Source organism: Streptomyces sp. CC208A (genome assembly GCF_030010625.1).
Taxonomy (GTDB): Bacteria; Actinomycetota; Actinomycetes; order Streptomycetales; family Streptomycetaceae; genus Streptomyces.
This window is the reverse complement of record NZ_JASCXN010000017.1, coordinates 97237-123044: the sequence shown is the minus strand read 5'-3', so window position 1 is coordinate 123044 and position 25808 is coordinate 97237. Positions and strand designations below refer to the sequence as shown.

Here is a 25808-nt window from a genome sequence, read left to right as displayed (position 1 = left end):
TCATGGACGGCATGACCTCCCGTACGCCCAAGCGGGCAGGGCCCGCCCCGCGCACCCTGCCCCGACTCCGGCCGCCCGCCTTCCACGGCCGACTGCACGACGCGAGAACGGCGACCGCCGTCGGCCGGTGGCTCGGCGCCGCGTTCGCCGTCTGCTTCGTGACCGGCCTGGTCAGCCACTACCTCCAGCAGCCACCGGGCTGGCTCGCCGACCGGCTGCCCACCCGGCCCGTGTGGGGCTACGCGCTCAACCAGGGCCTGCACGTCTCCACGGGACTGGCCGCGATCGTGCTGCTCCTGGTCAAACTGTGGGCGGTCTACCCACGGCTGTTCGTGTGGCCGCCGGTGCGGTCCGTGCGGCACGCCCTGGAACGGCTGTCGGTCGCGCTGCTCGTCGCCTCGGCCGTCTTCGAGGTGCTGACGGGGCTGCTCAACATCGTCGAGTGGTACCCGTGGCCGTTCGGCTTCGTGCAGACCCACTTCGCCGTGGCCTGGGTGGTGACCGGTTCGCTCCTGCTGCACATCGCGGTCAAGGCCCCCGAGATCAGGGACCATTGGAGCCGGCGTTCGGCCGGCACGCGCGCGCTTCCGGCCGAGGACGCCGTCGACCGCCGCTCGCTGCTCCTCGGCACGGGCGCGGCCGTCGGCGTGGTGACGCTGACGACGGTCGGCCAGTCCTTCACCCCCCTGAAGGCGTTCGACCTGCTCGCACCCCGCCACCCCGACCACGGGCCGCAGGGGCTGCCGGTGAACCGGACCGCCGCCGCGGCCGGAGTGACGGCAACGGCGCTGCGGGACTGGCGGCTTGAGGTCGCGGGCCCCCGCCCGTACGTCCTCACGCTCGACGCGCTGCGGGGGATGCCGCAGACCGCGGTCCGGCTGCCGATCGCCTGCGTCGAGGGCTGGACCGTGGACGCCGACTGGACCGGGGTACGGATCCGGGACCTGGTCGAGCGGGCCGGCGGCCGGCCGGGCCGCGACGCCCTGCGGGTGACGTCCCTGGAGGTGAGCGGCGCCTATCGGGTGATGAACATGGGCGCGGAGTACGCGGAGGACCCGCTCACCCTCCTCGCCCTGGCCCTCAACGGGGCCCCGCTCACGCTCGACCACGGCTCCCCGGCCCGGGTCATCGCCCCCAACCGGCCGGGAGTCCTGCAGACCAAGTGGGTGCACCGGCTGGAGGTGCTGTGAGAGGGACCAGTGTTCCGCGCCTTGTGCTCGGCGGGCTCGGCCTCGCCCTGATCGGCCTCGGCGCATGGCTGGTGGCGACCGAGCCGGAACCGCTGGGCGTGCTGCTGTGGCTGGCCGGCGCGCTCGTCCTGCACGACGGGATCCTCGCCCCGCTGGTGTTCGCCGTGGGGCTGCTCCTGGTCGGCCGGCGCCTGCGGGGCGTGCTGCGCGGGGCGCTCCTCGTGGCGGGCAGCGTGATCCTGGTGACGCTGCCCCTCCTCGTACGGCCGGGGGAGCCGCCCCACCCGTCGGCGCTGCCCCTGCCGTACGGGCGGAACCTCGCGATCGTGCTGGCGGCCGTGGCCGTGGTGACGGCCGCCCTGGTCTCCGTACGGTGGTGGCGGGACCGTCAGGAGCGTGCCGCGGACGACGGCTGAGGGACGAGGGACAGGAAGGGGCGCCCGTCCACGGTCCACCGGTCGGCGACGGCCCAGCCCGCGCCGCGCGCGTGGGCGGCCAGGGCCCGGGCACCCACCCGGGCCCACGGGAACGGCGCCCCGCTTCCGCCCCTGCCGTCGTCGACGCGCACCTCGCAGCGCTCGTCGACGTCCACGGGCGCGCACTCCGCGATGACCTGGCCGGAGGGCGCCACGACCTGCCGTATCCGGTCCAGCAGCGCGGCCGGGTCGCCGCCGATGCCCGCGTTGCCGTCGATGAGGAGCGCCGTGTCCCAGCGCCCCTCGGCGGGCAGCGGGTCGAAGACCGAACGGCACAGGGCCGCCGCGCCGAGCCCCTCGGTGCGCGCCACCGCCTCGGGACTGACGTCGATGCCGAGCGCGCGCCGCCCCTCGGCGGCGAGCGCGGCGACCAGCCGCCCCGGCCCGCAGCCGATGTCGAGGACCGTGCCGCGGCAGCGGTCGAGCACGGAGCGGTCGGCACGGTCCGGCCCCTCGCACCAGCGCTCGACCTCCAGGGGCAGCAGCCAGCCGTCGTGCCGGCGCAGGAAGAGCGGGCCCTTGCCGGTGCGCAGGGCGCAGGTGTACGGGTCGGCCTGCCACGCGGCCGTGGTCACGGTGGTCGTGGCAGCCGTTGGAACGGTCCCTGCCGTCGTGGTCCCTGCTGCCGTGGTCGCCGCCGTGGTGGTCACCGTCCCGCTCCCGTCGCCGCGGCGGTCAGTTCGGCGTGACGGGCGGCGAACCGGGTGCCCGGCGCCTCGGCCGCCACCCGCCGGGCGTCCTCCGCGGTGTCCACGTCCCGGAGGACCGGCAGGTCCCCGACCCGCAGCCCGGCGGCCAGCAGCCGCTCGTGCTGCACGGCGCCCGTGCGGGGCGTGGACATCGGGACGCCGAGCAGGAGGGAGGGAGCGGGCCGTGCGAGGCCCAGGGCCCAGAAGCCGCCGTCGGCGGCGGTGCCGAACCAGGCGTCGTACCGCTCCCAGCACAGGGCGGGGGCCAGCAGCTCCGGGGCGACCTGGGGGGTGTCCATGCCGATGAGCAGCGCGGGCCCGGAGCAGGCCGCGAACGCGGCGGCCAGGCGTGCGTCGAGCCCGCCGCCCGTCTGGGGGACGACCTCGAAGCCCGGCGGCAGCCACGGGCCCGGCCGCCCGTCGAGGACGAGAACGTGCCGGCCGGCCGGAACGAGCGCCGCGGCGGCCAGCGTGTCGGCGAGGGCCGCCTCGGCGAGGCCGGCCGCCTCCTCCGGGGTGAACGGGGGCGTCAGACGGGTCTTCACCCGGCCGGGCCGGGGCTCCTTGGCGATGACGAGGAGGGTGGTCACGGGCGGCCCCCGCCCGCCGGCACCGGTTCGTCGAGCACCTTGCGCATGTCGTGGACCGCCTGCCAGGTGCCCCGCCAGGTGCCGGTGACCTTCGACCGGCCCGCACGGGGCAGATACGGGACGTCGACCTCGTCCACGCGCCAGCCGGCGTCGGCCGCCCGGACGACCATCTGGAGCGGGTAGCCGCTGCGCCGGTCGGAGAGGCCGAGCGCGAGCAGCGCCTCACGGCGGGCGGCCCGCATCGGCCCGAGGTCGTGCAGGCGCAGGCCCGTGCGGCGGCGCAGCAGCCACGCCAGGGCGAGGTTGCCCGCCCTGGCGTGGGCGGGCCACGCGCCCCGCCCGGTGGGGCGGCGGCGTCCGAGGACGAGATCGGCGGAGCCGTCGGCGACGGAGCCGACGAGGCCGGGCAGCAGGCCGGGGTCGAGGGAGGCGTCGCAGTCGCAGAAGCAGACGAACTCGGCGTCCGAGGCGAGCAGCCCGGCATGGCAGGCGGCGCCGAAGCCGCGCCTCGGCTCCTCCACCACCCGCGCGCCGAGCCCGGCGGCGATCGCCGCCGACCCGTCGGACGAGCCGTTGTCGACGACGATCGCCCGCCACCCGGCCGGGACGCGGGCCAGGACCCAGGGCAGGGCCTCCGCTTCGTCGAGACAGGGAAGGACGACATCTACGGTCATGGGGGTCACAGCTCCCACCGTAGGAACCGAGGGGCCCTCCGGGGGCTCCGCACTCCTTACGAAACGCGGACGTCCCGCCGGACTCCGCCCGGGTGGCCGTGACCGCCCGGGTCCGCGGATGCGACGCTGTGCGGCATGAGTGAGCACAGCGTCCCGGCGGGCCGAGCGCGCATCCTGGTCGTGGACGACGACCCGACCGTCGCCGAGGTGGTCACGGGCTACCTGGAGCGGTCAGGACACGCCGTGGAGCACGCGGCCGACGGACCCGACGCCTTGACGCGCGCGGGGGAGCGGCGGCCGGACCTCGTCGTCCTCGACCTCATGCTGCCCGGCCTCGACGGCCTGGAGGTGTGCCGGCGGCTGCGGGAGGCCGGGCCCGTACCGGTGATCATGCTGACCGCGCGCGGCGAGGAGGAGGACCGGATCACGGGTCTGGAAGTGGGCGCGGACGACTACGTCACCAAGCCCTTCAGCCCCCGCGAACTGGTCCTGCGGGTGGAGTCCGTACTGCGCCGCAGCCGGGCGGCCGACGCACCGGACGCACCCCGGACCGTGCTGCGCGCGGCGGACCTGACGGTCGACCCCGCCACCCGCCGGGCCACCCGCGCGGGCGGCGAACTCGCGCTCACCCTGAGGGAGTTCGACCTCCTGTCGTACTTCCTGGAACATCCCGGCGCCGCGCACACCCGGGAGGAGCTGATGCGGTCGGTGTGGGGATGGGACTTCGGGGACCTGTCCACCGTCACGGTCCACGTCCGCCGCCTGCGCGCCAAGATCGAGGAGGACCCCGCCCGGCCCCGTCTCATCCGGACGGTGTGGGGCGTCGGCTACCGCTTCGAACCCCGGCAGGACGAGGAAGAGGACGGGACGAGGGAGAGGACCGAGGGATGAAGGACCTCCTGCTCATCGCCGCCTTCGCCCTCGGCGGAGCCGTGTGCGCCGGACTGGCGGGCGCGGTCGTGCTCCGTCTCGTCCGCCGCCGTTCCGTCGCCGTCTCGCTGACCGTCGTCGCCGCCGTGACCGTGACGGCGATGCTCGCCGGGACGCTCGCCGTCGCCCAGGCGATGTTCCTGTCCGCGCACGACCTGTGGGTGGTGACCGTCGTCGTGGCCATGGCGGCGCTCGTCTCGCTCGGCACCGCCCTCGTCCTCGGCCGGTGGGTGGTGGCCCGCAGCCGCGCCCTCGCCCGCGCCGCGCGGGACTTCGGCGACGGCGGAAGTTTCTCCGCCCCGGCCGGCACCGCCACCGCCGAACTCGCCGCCCTCACCCGGGAACTGGCGGCCACGAGCGCGAAACTCGACGCCTCCCGCCGCCGGGAGCGCTCACTGGAGACCTCCCGCCGGGAACTCGTCGCCTGGATCTCCCACGACCTGCGCACCCCCCTCGCCGGACTGCGGGCGATGGCGGAGGCGCTGGAGGACGGCCTGGCGGCCGATCCCGCCCGCTACCACCGTCAGATCCGCGTCGAGGTCGACCGCCTGACCACCATGGTCACCGACCTCTTCGAACTCTCCCGCCTCCACGCCGGCGCCCTGACCCTCAGCCCGATCCGCATGTCGGTGTACGACCTGGTGGACGACGCCCTGAGCGGAGCCGCCCCGCTCGCCCGCGAGAACGGCGTGCGCCTGGTGGGCGAGGAGGTCGCCGCCGTGCCCGTCGAGGTGGACGGCAAGGAGATGACCCGGGTCCTCGCCAACCTCCTCGTCAACGCCATCCGCCACACGCCCGCCGACGGCACCGTCGCCGTCGCGGCCGAACACCGCGCGGACAGCGTGGTCCTGTCCGTCACCGACGGCTGCGGGGGCATCCCCGACGAGGACCTCTCCCGCGTCTTCGACACCGGCTGGCGCGGCACCGAGGCCCGCACCCCGCCGGCCGGAGCCGGCCTCGGACTCGCCATCGTCCGCGGCATCGTCGAGGCCCACGCGGGCCGCGCCGAGGTGCACAACGTCCCCGGCGGCTGCCGCTTCGAGGTGACACTGCCCGCCGCGGCGACCTGAGCGGGCCTCAGCCCACGGCCGCCGAGCCGCGCTGCTCCGAGCGGGTTCAGCCCACGGCCGCCGAGGACCGCTGCTCCGAGCGGGCGAACTCGGCCATGCCCTCGGCGAAGCCGACCGCCGGCCGCCACCCGAGCTCGCGCCGCAGCCGCGACGAGTCGGCGGTGACGTGCCGGACGTCCCCGAGCCGGAACTCACCGGTGACCACCGGCTCGGGACCGCCGTACGCCCGGGCGAGGGCGGCGGCCATCTCCCCGACGGTGTGCGGCTCCCCGCTGCCGGTGTTGTACGCCGTGAGCGCGCCGCCCGGCAGCCCGGAGACGGCCTCCAGGACGAGCGCGTTCGCCCCCGCCACGTCCCGCACGTGCACGAAGTCCCGGCGCTGCCCCCCGTCCTCGAAGACGCGCGGCGCCTCCCCCCGGGCGAGCGCCGAACGGAAGAGCGAGGCCACCCCCGCGTACGGCGTGTCACGCGGCATCCCGGCCCCGTACACGTTGTGGTACCGCAACGAGACCGCCGCCCCGCCCACCGCCCGCGCCCAGGCCGCCGCCAGATGCTCCTGCGCCAGCTTCGTCGTGGCGTACACGTTACGAGGATCGAGCGGCGCGTCCTCACCGACGAGCCCGGGCACGAGCCCCGCCCCGCAGCCAGGACACCGAGGCTCGAAACGCCCCTCGACAAGATCCTCTGGCCGGCGGGGCCCCGGCCGTACGACCCCGTGGACGGCGCACTCGTACCGCCCCTCCCCGTACACGACCATCGACCCGGCAAGGACGAGCCGCCGCACCCCGGCGTCCGCCATCGCCGAGAGCAGCACGGCCGTACCGAGATCATTGCGGCTCACGTACTCCGGCGCGTCACCGAAGCCCTTCCCGAGCCCCACCATGGCAGCCTGATGACACACCGCGTCGACCCCCCGCAGCACCGCCCGCACGGCCACGGCGTCGCGCACGTCCGCACGCAGGAACTCCCCCTCCGGCAGCACGGGAGCCACGGGATGGGCATCGGCCGACAACGCGTCGAGAACGACCGCCTCGTGCCCGGCCGCCGAAAGGGCGCTGACGATGTGGGAGCCGATGAACCCGGCTCCACCTGTGACGAGTACACGCATGCCCGCGACGCTACGGACCGACCCGCCCCCGCGGACCGGACCACGCCGGTCCGTAAGACTTCCGTCATCCCGACGGGGCGCGCCGACCACGGCCGGTCCCGGTGCCCGGGGCCGATGGAGGCCCGTGTCGCACTGTCGCCGTCAGCGGGATCACGACCGGCCGTCCGGTCCAGCCCGGGCGCGGCGCCGAAGCCCCTTCCTGTGAACCGGTTCCCGGGTGGGCACATCCCCCGGGTCCCTTTCGGGGGTCAACCCGTGCCACCCGGCGCGGTCGTCCGCTCCTGCTGCAGGGCCCCCTCGCCCTCGGTGTCCAGATGCGGAAGCAGCCGATCCAGCCAGCCCGGGGTCCACCAGGCGCGACGGCCCAGCAGGGTCATCACCGCGGGCACCAGGAGGAGGCGGACGATCGTCGCGTCGATGAGGACGCTCGCCGCCAGGCCCAGACCCAGCATCTTCACCACGATGTTGTCCGAGATGAGGAAGGCCGCGAACACACTCACCATGATCAACGCGGCACAGGTGATCACCCGCGCCGTGATCTCCAGCGCGTGCGCCACGCTCGCCTCGGCGTCCCCGGTACGCAGCCACGCCTCGCGCACGCGTGACAGCAGGAAGATCTCGTAGTCCATGCTCAGACCGAAGACGATGGCGAACATCATCATCGGGACGTAGCTCTCGATCGGCACCTTCCCGGAGACGCCCAGCGCCGGACCGCCCCAGCCCCACTGGAAGACGGCCACGACCACTCCGTACGACGCGGCGATCGACAGCACGTTGAGCACCGCGGCCTTCACCGCCACCAGCAGCCCCCGGAACACGACCAGGATCACGAGGAAGGCCAGCGCCACCACCACCGCGATGATCACCGGGAGCCGGCTCGACACGATGTCGAGGAAGTCGACCTGGGCGGCGGTCGTCCCGGTCACGTACGTCTTCGCGTCCGTCCCGGCCACCGCCTGCGGCAGCACGTCGTCCATCAGGTGGTTGGTCAGCTCCGTGGTGCGCTCGTCCTGCGGGGAGGCGACCGAGTACGCGGTGCCGACCAGCACGTCACCGTCCGGCGTCGTCTGCAACGGTGTGATCTTGGCCGCGTCCGGAACGTTCGCGAGCGCCTTCTCCAGCTGGGAGGCCAGCGCGGAACGGTCACCGGTGGGCACCTCCGTCTGGTCGACCACCAGGGTCAGCGGCCCGTTCGCACCCGGCCCGAAAGCCGTGGAGATCAGGTCGTACGCCCTGCGGTCCGTGAACGACTCGGGATCGGCGCCGTCACCGATGTGCCCGAGCTGGATGAAGAGCAGCGGGAAGGCCAGGACGGCCAGGACCACGACGCCCCCCGCCAGGAACCACCAGGGACGCTTCTCCACCTTCTGGGCGTAGCGGTGCCAGGTGCCGTGCACCTGTCCGACGCCCGGTGCCGTGTCCGGTACGGCGTCCGTCTCGGCGACCGGTCGGCGCACGTGCAGGCGGTCGATGCGGCGGCCCACGAGCCCCAGCAGAGCCGGGACCAGGGTGAGCGCCGCCAGTACCGCGGTGACCACGGTGAAGGCCGCGGCGAGCCCCAGTTTGCCGATGAACGTCACGCCCGAGGCCCACAGTCCGGAGAGCGCGATGATCACGGTGCAGCCGGAGACCAGCACCGCCCGTCCACTCGTGGTCGTCGCGAGCCCTGCCGAGTCGGCGGGACGACGGCCGTTCATGATGTTCTGGCGGTGCCGGGTGATCAGGAACAGCGCGTAGTCGATGCCGACCCCGAGCCCGATCATCGTGGCCAGCGTCGGAGAGACCGTGGCGAAGGTGAACGCCGAGGCCGCCAGGCCCAGCAGTGCGAGCCCGCACACCGCTCCGACGAGCGCGGTGACCAGCGGCATCACGGCGGCGACCACACTGCCGAAGCCGATCAGGAGCACCACGACCGCGACGGCGAAGCCGATGGCCTCACTGGTCCGGTCGTCGGGCGCCGGACGGGCCAGCTCACCGAGCGGGCCGCCGTACTCGACGGTGACCCCGGAGTCCCGCAGCGGTTGTACGGCGGAGTCGACGCCGTCCAGATAGCCGGTGCCGAGCGTGGACGGCGGCACGCTGAAGCGGATGGTGACGTACGCCGTCTCGCCGTCCGTGGACAGCGGCCCTGTGTTCGGCTCCGAGGACGAGGCGGTCGGCGGGGGAGTACCCGGTGGCGGCAGCGGATTCTGCACGCTGAGCACGTCGGGCAGCTTCTCCAGCGCGGCCACGGTCGAGTTCACGGCCGAGGACTCCTGGGTGAGCGGACCGGAGGGCCGGTTCAGCACGATCTGGGAGGAGTAACCTCCGGCCACCGGATCGTGTGCCTTCAAGACGTCCACGCCCTCCGAGGACTGCACCCCGGGCAGCGTGAAGTCGTCCGAGAACTGCCCGCCGACCAGCCGGTCCGCGATCTGCAGCCCCGCCAGGGCCGCCAGCCACAGAGCGATGACGACGACGAAATGCCGGGCACACCAGTGCCCGAGGCCGTAGAGAAAGCCCTTCGGCGGTGTTCCGCCGCCCGTGGCCGGGCGGCCGCTCCCGGCCTGGTCTCGCGCGTCCATGGCACCGCCGTACGGACAGGGGGTCCCCGAGTTGCCGGTACCTCCGTCGATGAGTGGTCTTCCACGACAATTGTTGGCTCTTCGGGCGTCCCCGTCATCTCGACGCCCGTGCTCCGCTCCCCCGTCGCCGGACGCCGGGGCTTCGCCGCCGCACCGGAGGAGCCGCGTTCCGCCGTCCCTCCCCGGTGGAGACCCGTCAGCCGCCGTGCCGGATCGGGCCCGGAGCCGGGCGCCGACAGCGGGAACGCGAAGTGTTCTCCGCTCAACGCCGGTCACGGCCCGAGGGGCGTACCACAGGCCCGCGGCCCCGCGCACTCGGCCCGGACGAGGTGCGGTCGGTCGGCCCGCGGCCCCGCGCCGGCGGACGTGGTGAAACCCCTCGGGCCGGCGGTGACCTCACCGACCGGGGATCCCGGTGGGTCTTCCGTCCGGCAACCGTGTTCTCCGGCGCGGACCGGCTGCTCCCACCGCGGCGGGGGCGGGGTTCACAACCGGTCCCTGGCGGGCGTCGGCGGCTGTCGTCCGGCTGTTCCGGTTTCTGGTTGTCCGCTCCTTCCGGGCAACCGGAGTCCGAACGCGGTGGGTGTGTGCCGGATGGCGTCGGCCACGAGGTTGCCGCTGGTTTGGCGCGGTCGTACGGGGTCGGCGTCGTGCCACAGGCCGACGGCGGCGGTCTGCCCCTGCTGCCGCTCGATCGCCCGGGCCGTGGTCCGCGCGGTGAGCCCGGCCGTGGCGGCGACGCTGCTCGCTCCGACGACGGCGGTGACGAGGAACAGCCTGAACAGCAGTCTTCCCCGCACAGGGAGCCTGCCGGGCGGACGGACGGGGCGCCGCCGATTCGCCGGGCGCACCGGGCCGGATGACCGCGAAGGGCCACGGGCCGAGTGTCGGCCCGTGGTCGTTCTCCCCTGCCTGCGTGCCGTCGTGGGTCCCGGCGCTGAAGCGGCCGAAGACGGCGGTGCGCGGGGGAAAGCCGCACGGCAGGTAGCGCCAGGGCACCCCGATCCAGTCGGGGAACCGGGTCTTTTCCTGTTCGGCTCGCCGCGTTCGGGGTGTCCCGCCTCGCCTGGGGCGCGTGCGGCGTTTATATGTACAGCACGCTGTACGTCTTGAATCGGATGGAGCGGGGACTCGATGGCTGTCAGAACGAGATACCTGATCACAGCAGTGATGGCCTGTGTCCTGGTCGTCTTCGTGTCGCCGTTCTCGTCCGGAGCCGTGCCCCCTGTGCAGCACCCCACGTCGGAGCAGCGTGCCCCGACGGGTGCCTGCGTGGCGCAGACGCCGGGGTACAACCAGTGCCGGATCTTCCGGGCCGACAGTTCCGCACAGACGTTCACGCCGCCCGCCGCGGCGACCGCGGTGCGGTTCCATCTGTGGGGCGACGGCGGTGGCCCGAACGGCAGCGCCAGTGCCGGGGGAGTCGGCGGCCACACCCAGAGGTCGGTCTCGGCGCCACTGTCAGTGTCGTACTCGATCAACGTTCCCGCGGCGAGAGGCACGGCCGACGACGGCAAGGGTGCCGGCGGTGACGCCGCCTGGGTGAAGGACGCGTCCGGGACCCTGCTGCTGGTCGCGGGCGGTGATGTCGGCACCCGCGAGGGCAAGGTGAGGGCCGACGCTCCGCTCGGGACCGGTGGCGTGGACGACCCGTTCTACGGTGATGACAGGTACGGCACTCCCAGGACGGCCGGTGCGGCCGTGGTCGAGTGGAGGATCCCGGCCGTGAACATCGAGTCACCGAAGGACGGTGACACCATCGGGCCCACCATCGAGTTCACCGGGACCGGTGCGCCCGGTGCCCGGGTGGCGCTCACCCGTGGTTCGTCGACCGTCGGCACGGCGACCGTCGGTGGCGACGGCCGGTGGGCGGTCGTCGCCACCGGTCAGAGCACCAGCAGCGGCCCGGTGACCTACACGGCGACCCAGACGTTGGCAGGTCAGACGACTCTCACGCACAGCGTCTCGGTCAGGGTGGTCGGCAGCGGGAGTATCACGGGTAGTCCGGTGACACTGATCCGGACCTCCAACACCGGTGGGTGCCAGGCCGACTACAGGAGTACGAAGCAGTTCTACGGCTCCGGCGCCTGCGGCACCGGCATCGGGGTGGGGAGCAGTGTCTACGGCGGCGTGTCGTTCGTACAGAGTTCGAGCAGCGCGAGCACCAAGGCCGTCAACCAGACGCCGACCACCGGCACCGGCACCGTGGACGATCCCTTCACGATGACGACGGACTTCACGGCCGCCGACGTACTGCGCCTCTCCCAGCGGGAGACCTACGTCAACGGCGAGAACGGGTTCAGGGTCGACATCACGGTCACGAACTACGGCACCAGGGCGCAGTCCGGCCACCTGTACCGCGGGGGTGACTGCTACCTCCAGGGCTCCGACAACAGCTACGGCGTGGTCCTTCCGGCCGCTCCGGGGAGGGGCAACGGCATCGCCTGCGTGAAGAACGCCGACGGCACCGGACAGGCCATGATGTTCGTTCCGCTCACTCCCGGAAGCTCCTACATGGAGGGCCGCTACAGCACGGTCAGCAGCCAGATCGGGACCGGCAGGGCCCTGCCGAACACCTGCCAGTGCGGGAGCAACCTGGACAGCGGCATGGCCATCTCGTGGCCGTACTCGCTGGAGTCGGGCGCGTCGCAGACCTTCAGCTTCTTCACCTACTTCCGCCCGGCGGACGTGAAGCCCATGCAGGCGGAGAAGACGGTGTCGCCGGGCAGGGCGAAGCCGGGCGACACCGTCACCTACACCGTGAAGATCACCAACCCGAACACCTATCCGGTGACCACCTTCGGCTTCACCGACACCCTGGACAGCCGACTGGACTACGTCGCCGACTCGACCCGGGGCATGGACCTGGACGAACCCACCGTGACGGGATCCCAGGTGGGCTGGGCCACCTTCACCACACTACCCGCCGGGGAGTCCTCCACCTTCACCTTCCAGGCGAAGGTGAAGACCACGGCGACCCCGGGCACCGCGACCAACGACTTCAGCGGTGACGGCATCGCCGCCCTGTCGAAGGCGGCGCCGCTGGTGATCGCGCCGGGGGCGAACCTGACGGTGGCCAAGACCGTCGACAAGCCGAAGGTCCCGATCGGCGGGCAGGCGGTCTTCACCGTCACGGTGAGGAACGACGGACCGAACGCCGCGGCGAACGTCGTGCTCACCGACCGGCTGCCGACCGGTCTCACCTGGGTGTCGGACGACTCGGCGGGCACGTACGACAGGACCAGTGGCCAGTGGAAGGTCGGCGCACTGGCCAAGGACGCCACCGCGACCCTGAGGATCACGGTGAGGGGCGCCCAGGAGGGCGAGTTCCTCAACGCCGTGACGGCGCTGACCTCGGACACGATCAACGACAACCCGCTGTGCGCGGACGCCTCGGACCCGGCCACATGCCCGAACGCCAAGCTCTTGGTGCGCACCAGTGACCTGGCGATCACCGCGGGAACCTCCCCGAACCCGGTGGTGCCCGGCGGCACCTCCACGGCGACGCTGACCGTCACCAACAACGGGCCGTCGACGACGGGGGACGCGGCGACCGTGACCTTCACGCTGCCGCAGCGCACGAAGCCCGGTGCGCCGCTGCCGTCCGGCTGCACCGCGGCCACTGACGGCACGTCGGTCACCTGCACCGTGGCCGCCGGCTTGGCCAGGGATGCCAGGGCCGTCCTCGCGATCCCGTTGGTCGTCGACTCGAACGCCCCGGTCGCGGCCGCGCTGTCGGGCGGCTCGGCGGTGGTGACCTCCGCCGACGACCCGAGGGCGGAGAACGATACGGCGGCGGTGCCGCTGTCGACCACCGCGAAGGGGGTGAACGACCTGGCGATGTCGGCGACCTCGCCCACCGCCCCGGTGATTCCCGGTACGGCGGGCACCGTGACCGGGACGGTGCGCAACGGCGGCCCGTCGGACACCACGTCGGTGTCGACGGTGACGTTCACGATGCCGGACCACACCACGGCCGCCGCACCCCAGCCCGAAGGATGCATGGTGACGGCGGGCAGGAAGTCTGTGACGTGCACGATCCCGGCCGGACTGAGGAGCGGAGCCACGGCCTCGTTCGCCGTCTCGGTGGTGGTCGATCCGAACGCGCCGCTCGACACGGCACTCTCGGACGGCCGCGTCACCGTGGCGAACGCCGAGGATCCGGCGATCGGGAACAACTCGGCTCCCTTCGTGGTGCGGACCACGGAGACGGCCGAGGCCGATCTCGCGATCAAGAAGAAGGTGGACGACACCACACCCGTCGTCCTCCGGCGACAGGTCCACCTGTGAGGTCGGGTCCACGGACGACGGCCTGTCGTGGACGGTGGGCGCGGTGACGCCGGACGCTCTTCCGGCGCCGGCGTCGAAACTCGTGCAGGCCAAGCGGCGGTTGCGCCGAGTCCGGCCAGAACGCGAACGGCCGGGAGCCGGAGAGGCCGCCGGCCGGGGCAGCGGAGACGCGCGCGGCCGCCGTCCTGCTCGGCTCGGCCTGCAGCGGTGGTGACACGGGCATCAGGCCCCGTGGCAAGGCCACGCCGGCAGTTTCCGTCGGGAAGACCGAGCAGTGTGCCGGATGCGGCCACGAGCGGTCTGCTCGGGGCGGACGGGGCCGAATCCGCCGAGCCGACCCCGGTCAGGGCGGACGTCGAGCTCACGCTCACGAACGGACGATACGCTCGACGACGTACGGGCGACCGCCGTCGCCCCCCCCCAGACGCCGCGGACAGTGAGGTGGCTCGGCGGCGCCTTGTGGGTGAGGAAGCCGGGGCGTACCCGGCATGGCGCTGCGAGCCCAGCCCACTGGGTATCGCGTCCGGCCGCTCGCCGTACGCCGCCACAGCCGCTGTCGGCCCGCTGCCCGGCACCTGCTCGACGGTGGGTCACCGTCCGGCGTCTCGCCGATCGCCGGGACGGCTGACCGCCGCATGTTCTCCCATGCCCGGCCGACGGTGATGGGGTGTTCTCTTCCGGCCCGGCTCCGTCACCCCGAGACCCCATCGCTCCTGTGTCGCTGCCACACCGATCGGAGTATGACGATATGTCATGACTCGCCGTATATGTACAGAATAATCGTAACGGACTGTCGATGGGTATGGGCCGGGGCGCCCCCTGTGGGAAAGTGAGGGCCCTTCATGGAGAGCGGTCGCAAGGTGACGTGGGCCAGGGGGGCAGGTCTGCGGCGCGGGGTGGGGTACACGGTTCCCGGCGCTCTGATGATGGGGGTGGTCCTCGCCGGGGCGTCCGCTCTTCCCGCCTCGGCGGCTCTCCTTCCGTCGGAAGGGGCGGGGAACGGCTGTGCCCGCGAGGTCTCGACACTGACGTCCCGCCAGGCGGCGTCGGCCGATGGACACGGGGCACCTGCGAGGGCTGACGTGCCAGGAGCGGTGCTCCGTCCTTCCTCCGACCCGGAGTGCCAGGGTGAGGGTGAAGGCGCGAGGGCTGGGAGCGGCGTGGTGGCGCCCTCCGGCCCCCCGGCGGGGGCGAACGGGCGCGTCGCGTCGGACGGCGAGCCGAGGGAGGGGCTGCCCCGGGCGCCGGGCGAGGAGGAAGGACGGGGGGAAGGAGGTAAGGAGCAGGGGGGTGGCCGGGGGTGGAAGGGGAATCCGGGCGCGGAGGGGAGTTCGGTTTCGGGTGCGGAGAGCCGGCCGGTGATGGACGCGGATCGACGGGAGGAGGTCTCCGCTGGCTCCGGTCTGGTGGTCCTGGCTCCGGTGAGACCGCGTGCCGTGGCCCCTGGTGAGACTTTCGACTACCGGATCACGGTGGTCAACCACGGGCCCGCGCAGGCCAGGAACGTCACCGCCACCGACGAGCTCCCCCCCGCCCTGTCCTTCGTCGGTTCCAAGGACGGCTGCACGGCGGACGGCCGGCAGGTGACCTGTGGTCCGGTGGCGAGACTCGACCCGGGTGGGACGGCTTCGTGGGTCGTCACCGTGCGTCTGGATCCCGCGTACACCGGCGACGGCTCGGACATCCTCAACCAGGCGACGGTGATGTCGGACACCCACGACCCGGACACCGCCAACAACACCGGCCCGCATCCGGGTGCCGGTCCGCCGGACGGGACGGTGGAGCGCCCGCGTGCGGATCTCGCCGTCGCCAAGGAGTTCGCGGGGGCGGATCCCGTGGTTCCGGGGACCGTCTTCGCCTACACCCTCACCGCGCGGAACCACGGGCCCTCGCAGGCCGCCGGTGTGTCGGTGACCGACGACCTTCCCGACGGTATGGCGTTCGTGGACTCCCCGGACGGCTGCACGGGCGAAGCCGGTGCGTACGGCGGGACCGTCGTCTGCCCCGAGAGGGCGGCTCTCGCCCCGGACCGGCACGTGGCGTTCACCGTCCGGGTCAGGCTGGCCCCCGACTACACCGGTGACGGGTCCGACCTGGTCAACCGGGTCCGTGCCGGGGCACGAACCGACGACCCGGACCCGTCCAACAACACCGCCGAGCTCACCGGCCTTCCGGGCGAGGACGGAGGACCTGCCCCGGCCTCTGCGGACCTCGTCCTGACCAAGCGGTACGAGCTTGCCGACGGCGCCGACGCGGTCATGCCCGGTGAGACCTACGCCTACGTGATGATGGTCCGGAACGACGGTCCGTCCACGGCGCGGAACGTCTCGGTCACCGATCCGCTGCCCCGTGCCCTGTCCTTCGTGGGTTCCCCGGACGGCTGCACGGCCGAGGGGGCCACGATCACCTGTGGCGGCTCGGACCGCCTCGCTCCGGGGGAGACCGCCGAGTACCGCTTCACGGTAGAGCTCGCCCGTGACTTCGACGGTGACTGCGCCGAGGTCGACAACACGGCTCGGGCGGCCTCCGACGTGCACGACCCGGATCCGGGGAACAACGTCTCGACCGTGGGGAAGGCGAATCCCGGAGAGGTCGGCGGCTGCGGTGTGCCCATCCGTCCACTGCCCACTCCGTCGCCGTCCCCCACGCCCGACCACGACCAGAGCCACACACTTCCGGACACCGGGAGCGGGTTCCCCGGATGGCTTCCCTGGACGTCAGGGCTGGCGCTCGCCGCGGGCAGCGGACTGGTGTTCCGTGTCCGTCGGCGGCATCGAGCCTGAGCACCCGGGCGTCCGGGCTCGAAGTGTCCGGAGGCCTCGGACAGGCAGTCGAACGACCGGTGCGGCTGCTTCACACCCCTTCCCCCCCGCGTGGCCCCGGCCTTCCCGCCGGGGCGGAGAGAACAGGAAGCGATGCCGATGGCAACAAGGAGACCCTGGAGGCCACTGCCCTGGCTGGCGGCTGTGATCGCGTGCGCGCTGCCGCTGTGGGGCTCCGCTCCGACCGCGGCGGCGCCGCAGCTCGAAATGGTCTCGACGCGTGCGGCGGGACCGGGAGCGGAGGGCCGGATGGTCCCGCCGGGCGGTCTGATCACGTACACGCTCACCGTGACGAACAAGGGCCCGTCGGTGGCGAAGAACGTCACAGCCACCGACACGCTTCCTGCGAACATCACCTTCGAGTCCTCGGCCGACGGTTGCACGGCCGTCGGCCAGAAGGTCACCTGCGGCCCGGAGGCCGAGCTCGCGGTCGGCAAGACGAAGACCTGGACGTTCGTCGCTCGGCTCAACCCCTCCTACAACGGCACCGGTGACGATCTCGGTAACGCCGCCACGACCCATTCGGACGCCACCGACCCCGACGAGGACAACAACACCAACGACCCGGTCATCCCGCCCGGTCCCTTCGACCCGAAGGCGGACCTGGTCGCCACCAAGTCGGTGGTGCAGACCGGGGCCGTGACACCGGGCGAGGAGTTCGGGTACACGGTCACCGTCACCAACAAGGGACTCTCCGACGCCCGTAACGTCAAGGCAACGGACACGCTGCCGAAGCTCCTGAACTACGTGTCCTCCGACGACGAGTGCACCGAGTCGCAGCAGAAGGTCACCTGCGGCCCGGAGCCGGTCCTCGCCCCCGGAGCGTCGGTGAGCTGGACGTTCAAGGTCCAGCTCGACCCGTCGTACACCGGCGACGGAAAGGATCTGCCCAACACGGCCACGGCGGGCTCCGACACGGCCGATCCGGACACCCGGAACAACACCTCCGACCAGGCCTACCCTCTCGTCGGCACCCCCAAGGCGGACCTGAGGATCGACAAGACCACCGTCACCGACACCCCGGTGTCCCCCGGTGAGACCTTCCAGTACGCGGTGCGCGTCACCAACGACGGACCTTCCCGTGCCGAGAACGTCAGCGTCAGCGACCCTCTGCCGAAATGGCTGTCCTTCGTCTCCTCCGCGGACGGCTGCACGGCCGTCGGGCAGCGGGTCAGCTGCGGCACCCTGCCCACTCTCGACTCCGGCGCGGCCAGGACCTGGATCTTCACGGTCATGATCGACTCCGGCTACACGGGCGACGGCTCGGACATCCAGAACGTCGCGTCCGTCACCTCGGAGACGGCCGATCCCGACGAGACCAACAACACCAGCGACCCCGCCGGCCCGCCCGGCGACAAGGTCAACCCGCCCACGGCGGACCTCAGCGTCACCAAGGAGGCGGTGGGCGACACCCCGCCCGTCCCCGGCCGGGAGTTCCAGTACCGCATCACCGTCTCCAACGACGGTCCGTCCGCGGACGCGCACAGTGTGACCCTCACCGACAGGCTGCCCAAGGAACTGGCCTACGTCTCCTCCACCCCGTCCGGCTGCACCTACGACGGTGACACCGTCCGCTGCGCCAGGAGCATCCCGCTGAAGGTGGGCGAGAAGGCCGTGTACCTGCTGACGGTCAAGCTCGACCCCTCCTACACCGGCGACGGCACCGAGATCGTCAACAGCGCCACGGTCACCGCCGCGAACATCGACCCCAACAGTGACAACGACACCGGCAGTGCGCCCCTGCCCGACGGCAGGGCCGGAGACCCCAGCGCCGACCTGAAGGCGCAGAAGAGGCTCGGCAGCGACTCCCCGATCTCGCCCGGAGAGACCTTCCCCTACGAGATCACGGTCACCAACCAGGGCCCGTCCGAGGCCAAGCAGGTCAAGGCGACCGACACCCTGACGGAACACCTCTCCTTCGACCACTCGTCCAATGGCTGCACCGCCGCAGGGAAGACCGTCACCTGCGGCCCCGAGGCCACACTCGGACCGGACGAGTCCAGGACCTGGACCATCTGGGTGAAACTCGCCCCCGGCTACACCGGCGACGGGGACGACATCGTCAACACCGCCACCGTCTCCTCCGCGACCGCGGACCCGGATGGCGGCAACAACTCCAGCACGGTCACCGGCGTCCCCGGCAACAGGGTCGACGAGGCCAAGGCCGACCTCGAAGTGGACAAGGAGGCCACCGAGAACAAGGACGGAAGGACGAGGTCCGGCGGGATCCACGCCTTCGGGCGGGACTGACGGACAGCGGCTGACCGGAGACCGCACGCGGACGGCCCCGGCAGGGAAACCGGCCGGGGCCGTCCGCGAGGCATGAGCGGCGACCCCTCCCCAGATCGGACGCCCTGTCAGTGCTGGTCGGCGGCCAGGTCATGGATGCGTGGGTGGGCGTCGGGCCAGGTGAACGGAGGCGGCAGTGGTGTTCCCGGCGTCCCGGATGCACTTGACCATGAGAGGATCCGGCAGCCGGAACCGTTCCGCCACCGCGTCCACGATGCGTTCATCGGCCTGGTGGGCGACCACGGCCCGGAGCTCTTCCGACCGCCGGCCCGCCAGGCTCAGCACCTTGAGTGAGGACTGCGCCATCCGGCGGACCGCCTGGAGGCGGACCTGGCGGCCGTTCATCGCCAGGAAGCGGGCCGATCGGGGAGTGTCGTCGGAAGCGGGCGGGTGACGTGATCCACCGGTTTCGACGACCACGTGGGAGAGTCCGATTCCATCGCCTGCCAGATCCGTGGCGACGACCGACCCCGGTTCGCCGACCGTGCCCCCGGTGAGCAGGACGGCTCCCGCGCCGCCTCCGAAGGCGACGGCGGTGTGCGGTCCAGCGCAGACAGGTCCGGAACACGGCAGGTGCCTTCTGCGGCCGGGCGCCCGGTCACGGAACAGGACGACGAAGAGAGCCGAACGGGATCCCACCCCGACCTTGCGGCAGAAATGCGATTCCCCTCGCAGGGCAGGCCGGTGCGTGCGGCTGGAACAGAGGACCCCGCGGTACGGCCGGCCCCGCCGCGAGCGAGGGGCTGGGGCGGAACCGTCCGTGGAGCGGGCCGGGTCCACGGACACCGCAGCCGGGCGGGTGGCAGTCGGGGTCATCGGCATGCGGGCGACGGAGCACGGATACGCTTCGGTCACCAGCAGCCGTCGTGCCCGGCTTCGAGCCGGTCGGGCGGGTCATGCCATGGCGCGTGTTCCCGCGGTCGGCCTGTGTCCGGGTCCGGTACTCCGGGGTGGTGCGAGACCCGCTCCGAGGGGTGTCGAGGACAGCGAGCGACACCTGGCCCGTCGTGTGGCGAGAGCCTCCTCTCATCGGCCTGAGGAAGCCCGTCGTGCGGCGCTGTCATGGACGAAGGGGAATGTCCTCGTAGTTCGCGCGTGTGAAGTCGATCGTTGGGGCCGATGTGTCGACTACAACCAGTCCCGCCGTTTGAAGACGAAGTACAGGCTTGTGCACACCGCCGCCATCAGCAGAATCGCGAACGGATAGCCGAACGTCCAGTCCAGCTCGGGCATCGCGTCGAAGTTCATGCCGTAGATGGTTCCCACCAGCGTCGGTGCGAACAGGATGGCCGCCCACGACGAGATCTTCTTGATCTCCTCGTTCTGCTCGAAGCCGGCTTCCGCCAGGGCGCGCATCTCCGCGTTCTGCTGCTGGGTCACCAGGGTCGCGTTGACCGTGAGGATCTCCGTGAGGGCCTGGCGGAAGCCGTCGACGCGTTCGCTGGTGTGGGTGACGTGGTCGGCGACGTCGCGGAGGTAGCGCTGGAGTTCCTCGTCGGTGCCGTACTTGGCGAAGCCGGCCATCAGGCCGTGGAGCATGCCGACGAGGGGGCGGGTGGCGCGCTGGAACTCGACCATCTCGCGGGAGAGTTCGTAGATGCGGCGGGAGACCGCGGGGTCGCCGCCGAAGACCTCGGTCTCGATCTCGTCGATGTCGTTCTGGACGCCCGCGACGACCGGCGCGTAGCCGTCGACGACCGCGTCCAGGATGGCGTACAGGACGGCCTCCGGGCCGAGGGAGAGGAGGGCGGGGTCCTCCTCCATGCGGCGGCGGATCGCCGAGAGGTCCGGGGCCGCGCCGTGGCGGACCGTGATGAGGAAGTCGGGGCCCACGAAGACGTGGAGCTCGCCGAAGTCGACCTCCTCCGGGGCGTCCAGGTAGCGGGCCGCGCGCAGGACGACGAAGAGGGTGTCGCCGTACCGCTCCAGCTTGGGGCGCTGGTGGGCCTCCAGGGCGTCCTCGACCGCGAGTTCGTGGAGGTCGAACTCGGCGGCCAGGGAGAGGAGTTCCTCCTCGGTCGGGCGGTGCAGACCGATCCACGCCATGCCGTCCGGGTGCTCGCGCAGCTGCCGGTACGTCTCCGCCAGTGTCGTCGGCGACGAGACCCTGCGGCCGTCGCGGTACAGGGCCGCCTGGATCACGCTCGGCCCCTCGGGGGAGGGGTCCGGGGGTGCGGGGGCGGGGGGCGGCTCCGGGCGGCGGCGCCAGGCCGCGCGGGGGTGGCGGTCGGACACGTGCGTACCTCCGTCGGCTGCGGGCCCCCGGGTCTCATCCCCCCGGGATCCGGAAGGACCCTCAGGGGAGGGAGGAAAAGGATATAGGGGTGGGAATCGGGGTGTGGGTCAGGTCCCCCTCCCCGCTACGGCAGCACGCCCGCCCGGCGCGCCGCCACCACCGCCTCCAGACGGGTGTGCGCCCCCAGCTTCCGCATCGCCGAGCGCAGATAGCCCTTGACCGTCTCGGGGCGCAGGCCGAGGCGCTGGGCCGCCGCCGCGTTCGTCGCGCCGGAGGCGACCGACGCCAGGACGTCGGTCTCGCGCGGGGTCAGCGCCACGCCCGGGAGCGGTGCCGCGTCCGGCGGGGGGCCGGACGCCGCCTCCAGGCGGCCGCAGACGGTGAGCAGGCGGGTCCGCAGCTCCGGGTCGGCGATCTGCGGGGCGAGGGCGCGCAGCTCGCCGTGGGCGTGCCGCACCTCCTCCCACGACGGGCCGGGGGGCGCCTCCGCCCGTTCCGCGAGACGGCTCGCCTCGTCCCGTACCGCCAGCGCCTGCTCCACGTCCCTGGCCGCCGCCACCGCCGCGTCGAAGACCCGCTCGCCGAGCGGCAGCGCGTCGCGCAGCGCCCCGTACAGCACCCCGCGCACCTGCCGTCGGACGACCACCGGCACCGCGATCACCGAGCGCAGGCCCTCCGCCGACACGGGCACGTCGTACTCGTGGGTGATGTGCCGGGCCACCGCGTAGTCGGTGACCGCGCACGGGCGGGCCAGCGCCAGGCACTTCCCGCCCAGGCCGTTGCCGGGGGAGACCGCCAGGCCCCGGAGCGCCGGGGTCACCGCCCCGTGCAGCTCGGCGATCCGCAGCGGCCGGCCGCCGTCCCGCACGAGGCCGCCGAAGACCACGGGCAGCCCGCTGCCGCGCCGCAGCCGCAGCAGCGCGGCCCGCAGCTCCACCGCCTCGATCCGCTCGGACACGGGAGATCTCTCCTTCACCCACACCATCACCCCCGAACGGGGGTAGTGAGACCTGGGTCACCGATTACACGATGGGCGGGACCGGTCCCGCAACGAGGAGTACACATGACGGCTACCAGCGCGACCGAGGAGTTCCGGGCCGCCCGGGACGTCCTGCTCCGGCACCGGGAGGACTACGCGGCGGCGTACGAGGGCTTCGCCTGGCCCCGCCCCGGCCGGTTCAACTGGGCGCTGGAGTGGTTCGACGTCATCGCCGGGGGCAACGACCGCACGGCTCTCCACATCGTCGAGGAGGACGGCTCCGAGACGAAGATGAGCTTCGCGGAGATGTCCGCCCGCTCGAACCGGGTCGCGAACTGGCTGCGCGCCCAGGGCGTCCGCGCCGGAGACCGGATCATCGTCATGCTGGGCAACCAGACCGAGCTGTGGGAGACCATGCTCGCCGCGATGAAGCTGCGCGCGGTCGTCATCCCCGCCACCCCGCTCCTCGGCCCCGCCGACCTCCGCGACCGGGTGGAGCGCGGTCGGGCCCGGCACGTGATCGCGCGCGCCGAGGACACCGCCAAGTTCGACGAGGTGCCCGGCGACTACACCCGCATCGCGGTCGGCGGCGACGGCGTGACCTGGCTGGGGTACGAGCTCTCCGCCCACGAGCCGGACGTCTTCGAGCCCGACGGCGCCACCCTCGCCCACGACACGCTGATGCTCTACTTCACCTCCGGCACCACCGCCCGCCCCAAGCTCGTCGAGCACACCCACACCTCCTACCCGGTGGGGCACCTGGCGACGATGTACTGGATCGGGCTCACCCCCGGCGACGTGCACCTCAACATCTCCTCGCCCGGCTGGGCCAAGCACGCCTGGTCCAACCTCTTCGCCCCCTGGAACGCCGAGGCGACCGTCTTCATCCACAACTACACGCGCTTCGACGCGGCCCGGCTCATGACCGAGATGGAACGGCACGGCGTCACCTCCTTCTGCGCCCCGCCCACCGTGTGGCGGATGCTCATCCAGTCCGACCTGAGCCGCCTGACCACCCCGCCGCGCGAGGTCGTCGCCGCGGGCGAGCCGCTGAACCCCGAGGTCATCGAGGCGGTCCGGCGCGCCTGGGGCGTCACCATCCGCGACGGCTTCGGCCAGACCGAGACCGCCGTCCAGGTCTCCAACAGCCCTGGCCAGCGCCTCAAGGAGGGCTCCATGGGCCGCCCGAGCCCCGGCTACGCGGTCACCCTGGTCGACCCGGTGACCGGCGCCCCGGACGCGGAGGAGGGCGAGATCTGCCTCGACCTGTCCGTCCACCCCGTGGGCCTGATGACCGGTTACCACGGCGACCCGGAGAAGACGGCGGAGGTGATGGCCGGCGGCTACTACCGCACCGGTGACATCGGCAGCCGTGACGAGGACGGCTACGTCCATTACGTGGGGCGAAGCGATGATGTTTTTAAGTCCAGTGACTACAAGGTCAGTCCCTTCGAGCTGGAGAGCGCGCTCCTCGAACACGAGGCCGTCGCCGAGGCCGCCGTCGTCCCCGCGCCCGACCCCCTCCGGCTCGCCGTCCCCAAGGCGTACGTCGTCCTCGCCGACGGCTTCAAGCCGGACGAGGAGACCGCCCGGGCCCTCTTCGCCCACTCGCGGGCCGTGCTCGCCCCGTACAAGCGGGTCCGCCGCATCGAGTTCGCCGAGCTGCCGAAGACCGTCTCCGGCAAGATCCGCCGGGTCGAGCTGCGCCGCCTCACCGCCGAAGGGGCCTCCACCGGCCCGGAGTTCGCCGAAGGAGACCTCGCATGACGAGTGCGTCGCTCTCGTACGCGCACGGGGTGTCGGACATCCCGCTGCTCGGCGCCACCATCGGTGCCGACCTCGACCGGGCCGTCGCCGCCTGGCCCGACCGCGAGGCCCTGGTCGACCTCGCGGACGGACGCCGCTGGACCTACGCCGAGTTCGGCGCCGACGTCGACCGGATCGCCGGGGCGCTGCTCGGCAGCGGCGTCCGCAAGGGCGACCGGGTCGGCATCTGGGCGGTGAACCGCGCCGAATGGGTCCTCGTCCAGTACGCGACCGCCCGCGTCGGCGCCGTCATGGTCACCATCAACCCGGCCTACCGCGCCCACGAACTCGCCTATGTCCTGCGCCAGTCGGGCATCTCGATGCTCTTCGCCTCGCTCGCGCACAAGACGAGCGCCTACCGGGCGATGGTGGAGGAGGTGCGGGGAGAGTGCCCCGAGCTGCGGGAGGCGGTCTACTTCGGCGACGCGAGCTGGGACGCCTTCGCGGCCCGCCCGTCCGGGGGCCTCGTCCCCGAGCCGCTCTCCGCCGACGAACCGGTGAACATCCAGTACACCTCGGGCACCACCGGCTTCCCCAAGGGCGCCACGCTCTCCCACCACAACATCCTCAACAACGGTTATTTCGTGGGCGAGATGCTCGCCTACACCGAGCGGGACCGGATCTGCGTGCCGGTGCCCTTCTACCACTGCTTCGGCATGGTGATGGGCAATCTGGCGGCCACCTCGCACGGCGCCTGCATCGTCGTCCCGGCCCCCTCCTTCGACCCGGCGGCCACCCTCCGCGCCGTCCAGAAGGAGCGCTGCACCTCCCTCTACGGCGTACCGACCATGTTCATCGCGGAGTTGAACCTCCCCGGCTTCGCCTCGTACGACCTCTCGTCCCTCAGGACCGGCATCATGGCGGGCTCGCCGTGCCCCGTGGAGGTGATGAAGCGGGTGGTCGCGGAGATGAACATGGCGGAGGTCTCCATTTGTTACGGCATGACGGAGACCTCGCCGGTCTCCACCCAGACCCGCCGCGACGACGACCTGGAGCGGCGCACCGGCACCGTCGGCCGGGTCCTGCCGCACCTGGAGGTGAAGGTCGTCGACCCGGCCACCGGTCTCACCGTGCCGCGCGGCACCTCGGGCGAGCTGTGCACCCGCGGCTACAGCGTGATGCTCGGCTACTGGGACGAGCCGGCGAAGACCGCCGAGGTGATCGACGCGGGCCGCTGGATGCACACCGGCGACCTGGCCGTGATGCGCGAGGACGGCTACGTCCAGATCGTCGGCCGCATCAAGGACATGATCATCCGCGGCGGCGAGAACGTGTACCCGCGCGAGATCGAGGAGTTCCTGTACGGACACCCCAAGATCGCCGACGTGCAGGTCGTCGGGGTCCCCGACGAGCGGTACGGCGAGGAGATCCTGGCCTGCGTCATCCCGCGCGACCCGGCCGACCCGCCGACCCTCGACGAGCTCGCCGCCTTCTGCCGCGACCGCCTCGCCCACTACAAGGTCCCGCGCCGCGTCGAGGTCCTCACCGAGTTCCCGATGACGGTGAGCGGGAAGGTGCGAAAGGTGGAGCTGCGGGAGCGGTACGGCTCCTAGGCCGACGGCGGCGCCAGTTCGCGGCGCATGCAGACGCGGGGCCAGGCCGCCAGGCCGTGGGCGGCCTCGGCGGCGCTGATGGCGCGCAGGCCGTCCGTCAGGGCGGGGTCGGCGTCGGCGAGGGGGCGGAAGCCGAGACGGGTGTAGTACGGGGCGTTCCACGGCACTTCGGCGAAGGTCGTCAGGGTCAGGGCCGTCAGGCCCTCGGCCCGGGCGGCCTCCGCCAGGTGCTCGATCAGCGCCCGGCCGACGCCCCGGCGGGCCGCTTCCGGGTGCACGGAGACCTGCTCGATGTGGGCGGCGCCGTCGACGGGGTCCATGAGCAGATACGCGACGGGCCGGTCGGTCCCGTCGACCGCCACCCACGCCCGGCCCGCCGCCCGGTACCCCTCAAGGACGTCCAGCGGGAGGGGTTCGTCGTCGGCGATCGCCGTCATGCCGAGGGTACGGAACGGTTCGCCCGCCGCGCGCTCGATCGACCGGAGCAGGGGGAGTTCGGCCGGTGCGGCCGCTCGGATGCGCATACGCCAGTATGGCCCGGC

Annotated in this window: 19 protein-coding genes and 1 pseudogene; 9 read left to right on the top strand and 11 right to left on the bottom strand. The window is 72.5% G+C overall.

Translation table 11 applies throughout. The features are described 5' to 3' along the window. Window positions 1-11 precede the first annotated feature (11 nt). Both QK442_RS19815 and QK442_RS19810 read left to right on the top strand, forming a co-directional pair. Window positions 12-1190: a molybdopterin-dependent oxidoreductase gene (locus QK442_RS19815; protein ID WP_282695305.1), complete on the top strand. Its 1179-nt coding sequence runs from the start codon at window positions 12-14 to the stop codon at window positions 1188-1190. Next, window positions 1187-1606 carry a hypothetical protein gene (locus tag QK442_RS19810; protein ID WP_282695304.1) on the top strand — a complete coding sequence of 140 codons (420 nt, stop codon included), beginning with the start codon at window positions 1187-1189 and terminating at the stop codon, window positions 1604-1606. The genes QK442_RS19815 and QK442_RS19810 overlap by 4 nt, the downstream gene beginning before the upstream one ends. Here QK442_RS19810 and QK442_RS19805 read toward each other — a convergent pair. The 3 genes from QK442_RS19805 to QK442_RS19795 all read right to left on the bottom strand — a co-directional run bounded on the left by QK442_RS19805 (window position 1579) and on the right by QK442_RS19795 (window position 3619). Continuing rightward, window positions 1579-2241: a class I SAM-dependent methyltransferase gene (locus tag QK442_RS19805; RefSeq protein WP_282695303.1), complete on the bottom strand. Its 663-nt coding sequence runs from the start codon at window positions 2239-2241 to the stop codon at window positions 1579-1581. The two genes, QK442_RS19810 and QK442_RS19805, sit on opposite strands and share 28 nt — an antisense overlap. A gap of 71 nt (window positions 2242-2312) precedes the next feature. Beyond that, window positions 2313-2945: a DUF2064 domain-containing protein gene (locus QK442_RS19800; RefSeq protein ID WP_282695302.1), complete on the bottom strand. Its 633-nt coding sequence runs from the start codon at window positions 2943-2945 to the stop codon at window positions 2313-2315. Next, window positions 2942-3619 carry a glycosyltransferase family 2 protein gene (locus QK442_RS19795; protein ID WP_282695336.1) on the bottom strand — a complete coding sequence of 226 codons (678 nt, stop codon included), beginning with the start codon at window positions 3617-3619 and terminating at the stop codon, window positions 2942-2944. Before QK442_RS19795 ends, QK442_RS19800 begins: the two co-directional genes overlap by 4 nt. Before the next feature lie 135 nt (window positions 3620-3754). Here QK442_RS19795 and QK442_RS19790 point away from each other — a divergent pair, with 135 nt between their 5' ends. Together QK442_RS19790 and QK442_RS19785 are read left to right on the top strand one after the other, a co-directional pair. Further along, the gene (locus QK442_RS19790) at window positions 3755-4510 is read left to right on the top strand and encodes a response regulator transcription factor (RefSeq protein WP_282695301.1); all 756 of its coding nucleotides are present in this window, start codon (window positions 3755-3757) and stop codon (window positions 4508-4510) included. Then, a complete protein-coding gene (locus QK442_RS19785) occupies window positions 4507-5619 on the top strand; it encodes a HAMP domain-containing sensor histidine kinase (protein ID WP_282695300.1) in 1113 nt (370 codons plus the stop codon). The genes QK442_RS19790 and QK442_RS19785 overlap by 4 nt, the downstream gene beginning before the upstream one ends. A 46-nt stretch (window positions 5620-5665) precedes the next feature. On the opposite strand, the gene QK442_RS19780 is transcribed toward QK442_RS19785, so the two are convergent. The 4 genes and pseudogenes from QK442_RS19780 to QK442_RS36365 all read right to left on the bottom strand — a co-directional run. Continuing rightward, window positions 5666-6727 (bottom strand): NAD-dependent epimerase/dehydratase family protein, encoded by a 1062-nt coding sequence (locus QK442_RS19780; RefSeq protein WP_282695299.1) that lies wholly within the window; start codon window positions 6725-6727, stop codon window positions 5666-5668. A gap of 248 nt (window positions 6728-6975) precedes the next feature. After that, a complete protein-coding gene (locus tag QK442_RS19775; RefSeq protein WP_282695298.1) occupies window positions 6976-9291 on the bottom strand; it encodes an MMPL family transporter in 2316 nt (771 codons plus the stop codon). A gap of 485 nt (window positions 9292-9776) precedes the next feature. After that, on the bottom strand, window positions 9777-10091 hold the full coding sequence (locus QK442_RS19770; RefSeq protein WP_282695297.1) for a hypothetical protein: 315 nt from the start codon (window positions 10089-10091) through the stop codon (window positions 9777-9779). Between the two features lie 115 nt (window positions 10092-10206). Beyond that, window positions 10207-10293: pseudogene (locus QK442_RS36365) on the bottom strand (IS5/IS1182 family transposase); the annotation flags it as partial. A 132-nt stretch (window positions 10294-10425) separates the two neighbouring features. Between QK442_RS36365 and QK442_RS19765 the strand changes: the two are divergent. From QK442_RS19765 to QK442_RS19755, 3 genes are all read left to right on the top strand, one after another. Continuing rightward, window positions 10426-13581, top strand: coding sequence for an isopeptide-forming domain-containing fimbrial protein (locus tag QK442_RS19765; protein ID WP_282695296.1), 3156 nt, complete (start codon window positions 10426-10428; stop codon window positions 13579-13581). Between the two features lie 842 nt (window positions 13582-14423). Next, complete coding sequence (locus tag QK442_RS19760; protein ID WP_349239663.1) at window positions 14424-16364, top strand: hypothetical protein; 1941 nt, start codon at window positions 14424-14426, stop codon at window positions 16362-16364. Window positions 16365-16502: 138 nt separating this feature from the next. Beyond that, window positions 16503-18653 carry a DUF11 domain-containing protein gene (locus QK442_RS19755; RefSeq protein WP_282695294.1) on the top strand — a complete coding sequence of 717 codons (2151 nt, stop codon included), beginning with the start codon at window positions 16503-16505 and terminating at the stop codon, window positions 18651-18653. 129 nt (window positions 18654-18782) lie between these two features. Here the strand turns inward: QK442_RS19755 and QK442_RS19750 are convergent, their stop codons facing one another. The 3 genes from QK442_RS19750 to QK442_RS19740 form a co-directional block, all read right to left on the bottom strand. Beyond that, window positions 18783-19037: a 3-oxoacyl-[acyl-carrier-protein] synthase III C-terminal domain-containing protein gene (locus tag QK442_RS19750; RefSeq protein WP_282695293.1), complete on the bottom strand. Its 255-nt coding sequence runs from the start codon at window positions 19035-19037 to the stop codon at window positions 18783-18785. 783 nt (window positions 19038-19820) lie between these two features. Then, window positions 19821-20927, bottom strand: coding sequence for a magnesium and cobalt transport protein CorA (locus QK442_RS19745; RefSeq protein ID WP_282695292.1), 1107 nt, complete (start codon window positions 20925-20927; stop codon window positions 19821-19823). A gap of 125 nt (window positions 20928-21052) precedes the next feature. Then, the gene (locus QK442_RS19740; protein ID WP_282695291.1) at window positions 21053-21886 is read right to left on the bottom strand and encodes a helix-turn-helix transcriptional regulator; all 834 of its coding nucleotides are present in this window, start codon (window positions 21884-21886) and stop codon (window positions 21053-21055) included. A gap of 105 nt (window positions 21887-21991) precedes the next feature. On the opposite strand from QK442_RS19740, the gene QK442_RS19735 reads away from it, so the two are divergent. Both QK442_RS19735 and QK442_RS19730 read left to right on the top strand, forming a co-directional pair. Then, window positions 21992-23674 carry an AMP-binding protein gene (locus QK442_RS19735; RefSeq protein ID WP_282695290.1) on the top strand — a complete coding sequence of 561 codons (1683 nt, stop codon included), beginning with the start codon at window positions 21992-21994 and terminating at the stop codon, window positions 23672-23674. Beyond that, window positions 23671-25266, top strand: a complete 1596-nt coding sequence (locus tag QK442_RS19730) for an AMP-binding protein (protein WP_282695289.1) — start codon at window positions 23671-23673, stop codon at window positions 25264-25266. The genes QK442_RS19735 and QK442_RS19730 overlap by 4 nt, the downstream gene beginning before the upstream one ends. Here QK442_RS19730 and QK442_RS19725 read toward each other — a convergent pair. Beyond that, window positions 25263-25790: a GNAT family N-acetyltransferase gene (locus QK442_RS19725; RefSeq protein ID WP_282695288.1), complete on the bottom strand. Its 528-nt coding sequence runs from the start codon at window positions 25788-25790 to the stop codon at window positions 25263-25265. The two genes, QK442_RS19730 and QK442_RS19725, sit on opposite strands and share 4 nt — an antisense overlap. Window positions 25791-25808: the final 18 nt, after the last annotated feature.